Below are 11442 nucleotides of genomic sequence, written 5' to 3' on the forward strand. Positions count from 1 at the left end.
AACAAAGAATCCCAAGCAGATTGCTTGGGGATTTTTTTGTTATGCTATTTTCTTGCCTCTGAGAGGCTTCTATTTTATCAATTTCGATAAAGCAGCGTCAAGGGCTTCGCCTCGAAGATCCTTAGCGATAATAATACCGTTAGGATCGATCAATATGTTCGAAGGCACTGAACGTATAGCGTATATTTCAGCTGCAGCATTCGACCACCCTTTCAAATCTGAAACGTGTATCCAGGTCAATTTATCTGCAATTATCGCTTTCTCCCAACTTTCCTTTTTATTGTCAAGCGAAACCCCTAATATTTCCAGGTTTTTCGACTTATATTTATTATAAGCTGCGACGAGATTGGGGTTCTCCTGACGGCAAGGCGCGCACCATGAAGCCCAGAAATCAACCAATAGATATTTTCCTTTAAAGTCCGCTAAACTAACGGGCTTGCCGTTAAGATCAGGCTGCGTAAAATCTACTGCTTTTGCTCCAACTACCAGCTCCATCCCTTTCAATAAACTTGCTAAGCGTTTCGCTTTATTTGTTGCTTTTAAATCTGCGGATAATCCTGCTAACAATGGCTTAATCATCGCTACGTCAGGCTTACCCCCCGCTAGAGACTCTAGGAATAATACGCTTAGCTGATTATTGGGATTATTCTTGATGAACTGAATTTTTGTATTGATACTGCCTTCTTGCGGAGTACCATATTTTGTGAGTAATTCTATTTGTTTTTCACGCGCCTCGGCCATTAAGGAATCTGCTATTGCTTTTTCCGCTAAATAAGCGCTTGAGTTGAAGACCGCCTTGCTCTCTTCCATGTCCTTCAGGTATTGCATGTAAGTTCGAGTTAGCTCGCCTCCATCGGTTACCTTTGGTTTTGAAGAAAAATCAACAACCGTCTTCCCCGGTGACATGTAAAACCAAAAGTCTTTTGGATTTCGATGCTGAGCCTCAAAACGTTCTCTAAATAAAATCCCTGTATAAGCCGTACCTGCAAATTCTCTTTTCAGTAAAAACCGACCATTCGTTACAATCGCAGAATCTATTATCTGAGCATTATCATCAAATGAATAATGCAGGATATACACTTTCTTAGTTTCCTTAATATTGTGCCCTTCAAGTTCAAAGGCTGTGTTGTTTTGTCCTACGGCCAACAAAGGCGAAAGGAATAATAGGTTTATTATATATTTTCTCATACTTATTAAATCCCAATATGTAAATCAACCGCTTCAGCTACGGAATGAGGCATAGCAATTTCTAAAGTCATTTTGTTGATATCGTAAATATAAACTGATGATTTTTTCTCGCCCGCATAGGTAGGGTCATAGGTCGTAATCATCAATTTCCCCTCAGTCATTTTGTATTTAGTTATGTAACCAGGTGCATTAGCAGGAAGTGTGACAAAAGGCTGGAATTCTAATCCCAAGTAAGAAGCCCTATGGATAGTTTTATCGGTAGCTAAATACCAATAATTCGCGTCAAAATCGTAACTCGCAAACCTTAGTGTCCCTTCCGCAGGAATGTTTCCTTCTGCGATCTTTTGAAAGCTAATAGGTTTTAAATCTCCATTATATGAAACCCAATATGCAAACAATCTGCTATCTTTTTTCATAAGATAAACGTATTTGGGATCATCGTTGAAGTACGTAAGTTGGCTGATTACGAATTCCTGATCTTTGTAGATACTCGTATTTGTAATCTCATCAAATACATTGATATAGGTATAAGAGACGCCTGAACTAATGCCGTTATCCAATACACGAATCATCTTATTTTTTGAATCATAGAAACTGAAGAAATAAGGTGTGTAGAAGGAAGCTCCTGCCATTCCTCCTTTATTTATCCGATAGTCTAGTTCATCAGAACCTAATGCCGGCAGACTGATTCCTCCCTTTTGTAATACATGTAGCTTACCTTGATTTACCAAATAGACAATCGGATTATAACGATCAGCCACAACATCAGTTGGTTCAAAAATAAAACTTTCTTTGTCGCCGACATAGCTATTTTTATCATAGAGTATGTTCGGCAAAAACTCTCTTGAGTCGACCATCATAACCGGATAAGGTGCGTTTTTCATTCCTAACACTAGTCTATTATAATAGTCCGTTACAGAAGATCCATATTGGCGGTTACCCCCGATACTTATCGGGTTACTACCCAACGATATATTGGGTATCACCACTTCTTCAAATTCATTTTTTTCGCGAATAGTCGATTTACAGTATAAAATGGATTCTCCGGTAGCCCTTCTTGATAAAACGTAATAACCTAACTTGTAGGGATTAATTACATTTACGAAGAAACTATAGGAGGTTTCTATTCCAGTCTTATTATCGGTGACGGTTAAATCTGCGTTCAATTTTCCATAGTCTTTATTAGCGATGTATTCAAACTTATTGGTATTTGAAATTTCATCGCCGTCTACTCTCCATCGGAAACTCAGATTACTAAGATCAGTTCCACTTAAGCTTCCGGTAATCGTCGGGGTTATCTTCAGCGTATCCGTGAAAGGCAAATCGTAAATTCGCTCAGCATTGTGATCGCCTTCGAGTACTCCCCCAATGTTGATTTTATTGACTTGATGGTAATCATAATTCCCCAAATCTTTGGAGCAAGAGACTAACAAAATCAAAGACAACAAATTATATATAAATAGATTAGTAATTTTCATTTTCATTAATTTATGGTAAAAGAATTCGTTCTTTGCTCGTATCGCCATCAGGATAAATAACATTCTCTTGAAAGTAATTTTTCATCACCTCTATATACATAAAGGTGATGGGATACCAACTCGGGTTCGCGGAACTAGGCATATTATTCCAATAGTAAACGGGGCCGGGTTCATTTGTTGTGAGGTGCGGAGACATATCAGCTCCCAAATAATAAATCTGCATCCATTTTTGCATAACCTCTTTATAAAATGGGCCCAGCACCCTCGACCAAGCATTCCACCAAGTAGGTTGAATCATGATATCGCTAAAAACGATCTTCAATTCGCTATTATATTGATGACCAACTTTAAAGTTCTCGTTATCCTTCAGATTGAGAATCAAAACCATTTCTTTCTCTCCTAATTCCTTCGCTCTTTTAATTTTAACGTATAATGTATCGACATAACGTTCGGCAGCAATAGTTGGTTCCGAAATCTCGATCAACGCCCTATCATAATCTGAATTTTGATTAATCTCGTAGGAATAGTTACGCGCTTCATGTTTTGCTACACCTCCAATGGCGATCGGAATTGCAATCGTCTTTTCCTGCAGACCTATAGCGGTATCCGTAGCGAAACTATAATAGACACTATCTAAAAAGCGCTCTTTAGGTCTATTCGACAAATCCGGCAGAGCAAAACTAATAAAGGAGTCATCTGCGGAGAACTCAACTAAATCATTTTCTTTACAGCCGCAAAAAAACATGCAGGCTATGGTAATAATTAATAACTTTTTCATATCCTTAATTTTGCGGGTTATATAAATTCTCGTCAGCTGGAATCGGAAGCTTAAATATCTCGAGCGTCGGTGCTACAGGCGTTGCTCTAGGAATTGCTCTAAATAATCTTTTATATTCTGCGAACATTGTCCCTTCGCTGATATTCTCTTTCCTCACCTCTTCAAAAATTAAGTTCTTAATATTTTCCTCGGTTCTAGAAGCGTCAAATGACAGGTTAATCGTCATGCCACGCGCAGCGCGCACTTTATTTAAATAAAGCATCGCTTTCGCAGGATTTGATTTAGCATATTCTTCCGCAGCGATCATATAAATCTGATGTAATCCGATTAAATTACTTTCGAAGTATTTCCGAAAATTAAGATCAGTGTATAAGTAAGATTGTGGGAAATGGTATTTGACAATTTTTCGCACTGTTGTTGAATTGGTTGAAAGAGCAAACCAGTTGACTAATCGGACGTCGTTCAACGAACCATGTTCTGGCGCATTATACAAGCCGTTTAACAATAAATTATAATTGGGGAATAAAAGAGGGGAAGTCGAAGAAGACGCTGGATTTTCTACCAATGGATTCACCTCGATATTACTATTTATCAATTCTGGATTCATCAATGTGAAAATGGATTCCATAGGCATTCTGCGATCTATTGCCTGTGCCAATTCGCCGGAAGTCGCTAAGTGAATAGAATTACTTCGAGATTCCAATTCCTGAATTAATTCCTCAGCGTAGGTCGCTGCAGCCTTACTGTCACCCGCCCATTGAGCCACCATACTTTGCATCGCCACAATAGCATAATAATTCATTCGAGCACCGCGGTGATCGATTAAACTATTGTACTTCTCATAACCATATTGATTAAGGTTCGCATTTCGTGTTGTTGTACGAATTGGATCGTCCTCCAACAACTTTTTAGCCTCAGCAAGCTCAGCATTCAATTTGTCAATAACCTGACCTGCTGTGGAAAATTTGACTCCTTTAAACTCAGTTTTGTCAACATAGGGTATTGCTGTTGCATTAAGGCCTTCCTGACTAATTACTGGCCCAAAGAGCTTTAATAATTGAAAATGTAAGAACGCTCGTGTTCCAATTGTCTCTCCTCTAACGATATCATGAAATTCATCTGCTTTTATTGCATCGATGTTTTTCATGATTGTATTCAACTGATTAATTATTTGATAGGACACTGCCCATATATTTTCAATGTTCGTAACAGGATTTGGATAACCATATTCATGTCTTGAACCACGGTAGTAATAGTGGGTTGAACCTAAATTATTATATGTTGCTCCAAGCGTTTCCAAGAAGCCGTACTTCATTTCCTTTCCGAACATCTCTTCAGACGTCATGCCTAAGTAAGCCCCAGCGAGAACAGATTCGAAACCTGAACGATCAGTTAATAAATCATCTTCGTATGCTTTGTTAATCGGGTTTACATCTAAGAACTTTTCACAACTAGCAAAAAGTAATATCGTGATAACACTTAGTATTATTTTCTTCATTTTCTAGAATTGAATCATTACACCTAAATTATACTCTCTAGCGTAGGGATATGTAATCCCACGTTCCATTCTGACCGTACTTAGTCTCAGCGCGTCATTCATGGAGAAATTAAGTTTTAAACGCTGCAGCTTTAACCGCTCTAAAACAGCAGGTCTAAAATCATAGTTTACATTTATGGCAGATAATCGAAGGAAACTTTCATTCTGTACAAAACGACTAGATATCTGTGTGGTAGACTGGTCTGAAATCGATTTATATTTAGCAATATCGCCAGGCTCTCTCCAGCGCTCCTCTAAAATTCTTTTATCCCCATTCACATAGGGCTTATTATTTTCAATCTTATTCATCAACGTTTCGTTGAAGATATCTCCACCGATTGAATAATTGCCAATTACTTGAACGGATAATCCCCGATAGTTGAACGAAGTTCCAATATTTCCATATAGGTCTGCTTCTTTATTACCTACTACAACCTGATTCTTCGCATCCCAGGTATAAGTTACATCGCCATTTAGCGCTCTGTACATTTCTCGACCGTTAGCCGGATCAATTCCTAAAGAAGGAATAGCGCGCAGAATTGTCAAAGACTGTCCTTCCTCATAATAGGTTGAGGGTTTGATGACATTACCCGATGCATCCGTTGACACAAGGGACTCGTTAAGCTCTCTTAATTCATTTGAAATAGACAGCAGTTTACTTCTATTTTGTACTGCACCTACGTTCAAATACCATAGAATAGCGTTATCTGAACGTTCTAACAACCTGATATTTGCCATCGCTTCAAAGCCTTTATTGCTTGCTTTTCCCAAATTCGCAAAATAAGTACCTCCTGGAAAACCAAAAGAAGGAGCGACAGTAATCTTAGAAATCATTCTATTTGTAATTCGATCATAGTAGGAAAGGTTCATCGTTACGAGATTGTTGAACAATGAGATATCCGTTCCAAAGCTCCACTGCATTTGCTCAGGCCAGCGCACTTTAGGATTTCCCTGACTGACGGCTAAAGCTGCATATTGGTTATTGTAAAACTTTCCACTCAAAAAGCTGAATGCGGAACTAACCATTCCTGCATTAAAATTACTTACTGTACTATTCGTTCCGACATTTGCGAATACGCGAAGGCGATTCACATAATCGTTTTTAAACCAGGGTTCATTATGAATGTTATACGAAAGTCCTGTGCTCCAAAACGAAGCAAACCGATTCTCTTTTCCATAAATCGATGCTCCATCAGTTCGTCCAGTCAAACTAAAATTATACTTGTTATCATAGGTATAATAAAAATTGGCTATGAATCCCAACTCTCTAACTGGCGTTGAGTTTGACTTTGGAAGACTATTTGGCGCATAAGTCAACGCCATTTGTGGCGTCATGAAACGATCATCAATATATCCTGTTAACACATGCGAGTTTCCTGTTATATCGGATGATCTAATTTCTGAAATTGCTGCAGCATTTATCTGATGCTTGTCAAATGCCTTACTGTATTGAAGCTCCAAACGGCCCTCGTATGCAACCTTTGACGAGTCCCCTAAAGCATAACTTCCCTTAAGTTTGGGGTCTGTTGTATTATAGAAGCTTGTGTTGAACGGAGATGTGTATTGATCGAAATTGTGCATTTCTCGTGAAATAGCAGCTTTTCCGCGCAATATAAAGTTTGGATTAATAAACCATTCTAAGGAAAGATTATTACTGATATAATGAATTTTATTTTCATCAATATGACCTAATTGGGCATTATAAGGCGGATTGAAAAGTATCTCCTCCCCAAAATCATAAAACTCTCCGAGTTCCCCAAAACGAACAATGTAATTCCCATTATCATCCTTCATACGTTCGTATGGGTTTAACAACGTGTATTGCTCGAAACTTCCATAGGGACTATTGTATGCTTTAGTATATTGATAAGAGGCCACATTACGAAATGTAATAACATTAGGAATTCTATAAATTAAATTAAAAGAAGCTCCACCTCTAGTTCGACCAGATTCCTTCATGACGCCTTTATAATCATTATAACTACCCTCTAAGCTATAGCGAACGTCATTACCGCCACCTTCCATACGTATACTGTGACCTAAAGAAAATGTATTTCTTACAGGTTGTTTAAGCCAATATGTATCGATTCCTGATTGTACATTTCGCAACCGGTCGTTATAAAGGTTGTTATACATTTCCTGCTCCATATTATTCCAAACTGGATCTTCTGAATCAGCGACGTAAATACCTGCTAACCGTTCGTATTCAAGCTTTTCCGCAACGTTCATTAAATTGTAATCTGACAGATCTACAATCGAGGTTGTTGGTTTAACATCATATGTAATAGTAAACTTGCCGTCTTTAGGCATTCTCGTTTCAATTACAATCACCCCATTTCCTCCTCGCGATCCATATAAACTCGTTGAGCTCGCATCTTTCAAAATAGAAATCGATTCAACCCGGTTTACATCTAAATCGTATAGCGTCGACAATGCCACTTCAAACCCATCTAAAATCACTAAAGGCGCATTCACTGCGTACTCCCCTACACTAGAAATCCCTCGAATATTGATCTCCGGAAGCGCATTCGGGTTTGACCCGGCATTTACACGTTCATCAACCTTAAAGGAAGGATCTAAAGCTTGCAGCATGCTAAAGATATTTCCTGTATTAAACTTTTCGATCTCCTTGCGCGTAACTGTGGTTGCCGCTCCTGTAAAATTCTCTCGTCGCGCTTTAGTATATCCTGTTACGATAGTCTCCTCAATTTCAGTGTTCGTTGCTTTCATCGTAACAAGAATTTCCCTTCTGTTCCCCACATTAATTACCTGTGAACCGAAGCCTACGATGGAAATCCTTAGCTCTTGATTCCCTTCGACTTCTATACTAAACTGACCTTGTGCTTGAGTTCGTCCCAAGGAACGTCCCGTCTTCATATCCTGAATATTAACTCCAGATATGGGCTGACCTTGTTCATCATTAACCTGCCCTCTCAAAATGTATGTTTCTTGATTACGGGTTGAACTAGATTGATTATTCGGATTACTTGAAGTCGCCTTTGGCCGCACAACAATGGTATTATTCCGGTAAATAAGATTGATAGGCTGGTTTTTCGAAAGCTCTTGAAGAACTAATTGAATATCCTTGCCTTCTACGTCGATATTTACTGGGTTGGTGCGCTGCAGCAATGCAATATCACCAACTAAATCACTTTGAGTTTGCCTACTCAATTTGTCCAACACAGTCGCCATCTTAGCGTTCGTTTCTTTTAATGATACCGACTGTGCAAATAACACTCCTACCGTCAATGAAAGAAACAGGCTACAGAACCCCTTGACAGCCGAACCAAGAGTCAGTCCGCCGCTTCGTTCTAGGAAGCCTTCCTTTAAATTCAGGTGCTTTTTGAATTTCATAAAAATAATTTATTAGTTATTAATGGTTGTTTTTCAGGTCGCAAACCATAAATGTAAATTTGCCGTCAGCGACCATCGAAACGAACACTTACCACAAGAGTTCAATCAGATATATCGGAGAGCAGATTACTTTTAATTGGTATGCTATCGACTGTAAAACGAGACAAATGAAGTTTTGTCCCTAACTTTTTCAAAAAAGATATTTACAGCATTATCCGGAGCTATGAAAACGAGGTTTAAGGTTGCGTTGCTTTTTTTAGGTAAAGCACATTTTTATCAAATTCGTAGGTTAGAGGAATAGCATCTGAAATAAGACTTAAAACTTCTTTAAGACTCTTTTTTCTATTAATACGTCCATACAACAGACTATTCTTAATTGAGTCATCTACAATCACTTTTATTCCATACCAAGCCGATATCTTTTGAACGACCGAACCGAGTGTTCTGTTGCTCAAACTGAAATAGCCTTCTTTCCAATCAAGATATTGCAAAATATTATCACTGTAACTGACTCGCCCCTCGGAATAAACTTGATTTGGCAAGAGCGTAACATTAAAATCCAAATCACGAACCTGATCATTTAGATCCCCTTTAGCAATGGAAACCTTGCCATCAACTAACGCGGTGACATTTGATTTCGTAAAATCGACATTAAACTTTGTTCCTAAAACTGCAATTGTGTGTGTACTGCCTCTTACGTAAAAAGGAATTCTACGCAATTCATGCTCCTGATGCTCAACCTCAAAGTAGCCTTCGCCTTTGAGTTGCACCTCCCGCGTATCGGATGAAAAGTTGATGGGGTATTTAATCTCAGAATTCACGTTGAGCCAAACCCTACTTCCATCAGACAACATTAGACTTGCTGTACTTCCTGCTTTCGTACGTACTGTATTATATACAATCTCTGTCGTCGTCGGGTCCAGAATATATTTAATCTCACCATCTTCCAACTTCGTGATAAAATATTTACCGACACTCAGCGTGTCCCCTGCATGTAAGCTGTCGATGTTGTATTCCTGATTATTTTCAAGAACTATGATGGGACTTGAGGATTTAGGTGCCTCATATAGCGCTAATTGGTCTTCTATATTATTATTAGACTTCGATTTCATCCAGTAATAAGAAATAGTCAGAACCAAAATCAAACTCGCAGCAACAGCAACAATCCGGTTCCAAGGAATAGATTTCCTTTCCGAAACCGGGAAAATCTTCTTATCTAATGAGTTCAACATATCTAACACTTCCTGATCGCTGAGCGGTCGTTCGCCATGATATTGATCAAACCAAGATTCAACTGTGGATCTCTCCTCTTCAGAAGCGTTTCCCTGGTTATATCTATTCAGAATGTTTTTATCCAAACTCATAAGGTTTCCCCTCCTTTAAGCCAATGTATGTAGTGTTTAAAAAAAACGGATATAATAAACAATTGTCCCTAAAAAAATGTAAAAAGTATCCAAGTCGACAACTTCGATCTCAAGACTTTCATCAAATTTGAAGACTGATTTCGCACCGTTTTTTCAGATAAACCCAAATGGTCAGCTATCTCTTGATTGTTATACCCTTCGAGTCTCATTTTTAAAATCATTTGATATTGAGGACCGCAACGATGCAGCAAATCTTCGATACGTTTTAGAAAGGTTTCTTCTCGAACTTTTGCATCGGTACCGGTGTGTGATTTTGCAAAGACATCAATGGAATCTAGGTACTTTTGCGCATTAATGCTTTTGGACATATGATCGATGATTTTCGTCCTTAAAGCTTTGAAAAGATAACCTGCTATGCGCTCTTTAATCTCTAACCTTGTCCTGTTTTTCCATAAACTCAAAAAAACATCTTGCACCAAATCTTCCGCAATGTCACGACTCACGCGTTGGGCAGCAAAAATCAGCATACCCGCTTTATATCTTTCATAGAGTTCATGAAAAGCAGTCGTTTGATTTTGGTGAATCAACTCCAATAATCTTTCATCGGTGTTCTGAGTAGGAACTGTCATTAAGGCAAATCGTTCCCAAATATAGATTATTAATAAAAATTTAACAAGTCAAGCGAGATGCCAAGCGACTCGCAGTCACCGATATCAACTAATATGAAAGACAGCAAGATTCGAGAGCTAGAAATAGAACAGTAATTATCAATAATATTGTTGAAGTGAATACCGGTAGCTAAAGAAATAATGTAATAAGACGTTAATATTGTTACCTCACCCCCTAATCTCAATTCTCTCACTCGTCACGATCCTTTGGATCTCCTCCGTCTCCTCCACAATAACAAGACGCTCCACATGCACCTCCGCAGTACTGATTTCAAACATTGCCGTATGCTCATATCGATTAGCAATAGACAACCTGATATCCCCACAATGCGGTTCGAACGTCTCCTGAACGAGCTCTATCCTGTTATTTTCTCCAGACAGGTGGCCGAGAATTAAATGCTTCAAGCGTGAACTTCTGTTTTCGAGAAAAGCTTGCAAAGAGGCGGCATTCGAAATATGCCCCCAACCACTTCTGATCCTATTTTTGAGGTAATAGGAATAACGCCCTTTATCCAACATCTCTTCATCATAATTAGACTCCAAGAACAGGACATCGGCATGTTTTATCGCCGTTTTCACATTATCACAAACGCGACCCAAATCCGTCAGGACAGCAATATTCAACTTGCCGTCCGAAATCATAAAGCTACAAGGTTCTTTAGCGTCATGGTATTTGGGAATACCATAAATAGTCAAAGGACCAATCTGCACCACTTCTTGCGGCAGAATGATTCGAACCAGATGATCAGGAAGGTTTAAGCGAGAACCCGCCAATGTGCCGGCGGTAATATAGACCGGAATTTGATAGCGCTTAGCAAAAACCGACAAGCCTTGAATATGATCCGAATGCTCGTGGGTGATGAATAGCGCTTTGATATGGCTCGGCATAATACCTAAACTACTCATTCGTAAATGTATATGCTTATTATTGATGCCTGCATCGACTAAGATAGCCGTATCGTCTTTGGCAACATAATAACAATTTCCATTACTCCCTGAAGCAAGCGCGCAATACCGAATCATGGTTACAAAGATATAAAATCCTTGAGCCCTAAGCCTAAAAAAATCAAATGAT

8 protein-coding genes are annotated in these 11442 nt (G+C 38.7%); all 8 read right to left on the reverse strand.

All coding sequences use genetic code 11. The annotated features are described in order from the left end of the window. Positions 1 to 69: 69 nt before the first annotated feature. Positions 70 to 1188, reverse strand: a complete 1119-nt coding sequence (locus DSM08_RS17265; protein WP_149527303.1) for a peroxiredoxin family protein — start codon at positions 1186 to 1188, stop codon at positions 70 to 72. Between the two features lie 5 nt (positions 1189 to 1193). After that, positions 1194 to 2666 carry a PKD-like family lipoprotein gene (locus DSM08_RS17270; RefSeq protein ID WP_187773901.1) on the reverse strand — a complete coding sequence of 491 codons (1473 nt, stop codon included), beginning with the start codon at positions 2664 to 2666 and terminating at the stop codon, positions 1194 to 1196. A gap of 10 nt (positions 2667 to 2676) precedes the next feature. Beyond that, the gene (locus tag DSM08_RS17275; RefSeq protein WP_149527305.1) at positions 2677 to 3444 is read right to left on the reverse strand and encodes a DUF4843 domain-containing protein; all 768 of its coding nucleotides are present in this window, start codon (positions 3442 to 3444) and stop codon (positions 2677 to 2679) included. Positions 3445 to 3448: 4 nt separating this feature from the next. Next, on the reverse strand, positions 3449 to 4942 hold the full coding sequence (locus DSM08_RS17280) for a RagB/SusD family nutrient uptake outer membrane protein (protein WP_149527306.1): 1494 nt from the start codon (positions 4940 to 4942) through the stop codon (positions 3449 to 3451). 3 nt (positions 4943 to 4945) lie between these two features. Continuing rightward, positions 4946 to 8335 (reverse strand): SusC/RagA family TonB-linked outer membrane protein, encoded by a 3390-nt coding sequence (locus DSM08_RS17285; RefSeq protein WP_149527307.1) that lies wholly within the window; start codon positions 8333 to 8335, stop codon positions 4946 to 4948. 236 nt (positions 8336 to 8571) lie between these two features. Next, positions 8572 to 9699 (reverse strand): FecR family protein, encoded by a 1128-nt coding sequence (locus DSM08_RS17290; RefSeq protein WP_149527308.1) that lies wholly within the window; start codon positions 9697 to 9699, stop codon positions 8572 to 8574. Between the two features lie 68 nt (positions 9700 to 9767). Beyond that, complete coding sequence (locus tag DSM08_RS17295) at positions 9768 to 10328, reverse strand: RNA polymerase sigma factor (protein ID WP_149527309.1); 561 nt, start codon at positions 10326 to 10328, stop codon at positions 9768 to 9770. Between the two features lie 207 nt (positions 10329 to 10535). Beyond that, positions 10536 to 11390, reverse strand: coding sequence for an MBL fold metallo-hydrolase (locus DSM08_RS17300; protein ID WP_246172334.1), 855 nt, complete (start codon positions 11388 to 11390; stop codon positions 10536 to 10538). Positions 11391 to 11442 lie beyond the last annotated feature (52 nt).

This window comes from Sphingobacterium hotanense (assembly GCF_008274825.1).
GTDB lineage: Bacteria > Bacteroidota > Bacteroidia > Sphingobacteriales > Sphingobacteriaceae > Sphingobacterium > Sphingobacterium hotanense.

Coding starts and splice junctions, on each gene's coding strand:
- DSM08_RS17285 (WP_149527307.1), bottom strand. CDS start 8,335: ATGAAATTCAAAAAGCACCTGAATTTAAAGGAAGGCTTCCTAGAACGA.
- DSM08_RS17290 (WP_149527308.1), bottom strand. CDS start 9,699: ATGAGTTTGGATAAAAACATTCTGAATAGATATAACCAGGGAAACGCT.
- DSM08_RS17280 (WP_149527306.1), bottom strand. CDS start 4,942: ATGAAGAAAATAATACTAAGTGTTATCACGATATTACTTTTTGCTAGT.
- DSM08_RS17265 (WP_149527303.1), bottom strand. CDS start 1,188: ATGAGAAAATATATAATAAACCTATTATTCCTTTCGCCTTTGTTGGCC.
- DSM08_RS17270 (WP_187773901.1), bottom strand. CDS start 2,666: ATGAAAATTACTAATCTATTTATATATAATTTGTTGTCTTTGATTTTG.
- DSM08_RS17295 (WP_149527309.1), bottom strand. CDS start 10,328: ATGACAGTTCCTACTCAGAACACCGATGAAAGATTATTGGAGTTGATT.
- DSM08_RS17275 (WP_149527305.1), bottom strand. CDS start 3,444: ATGAAAAAGTTATTAATTATTACCATAGCCTGCATGTTTTTTTGCGGC.
- DSM08_RS17300 (WP_246172334.1), bottom strand. CDS start 11,390: ATGATTCGGTATTGCGCGCTTGCTTCAGGGAGTAATGGAAATTGTTAT.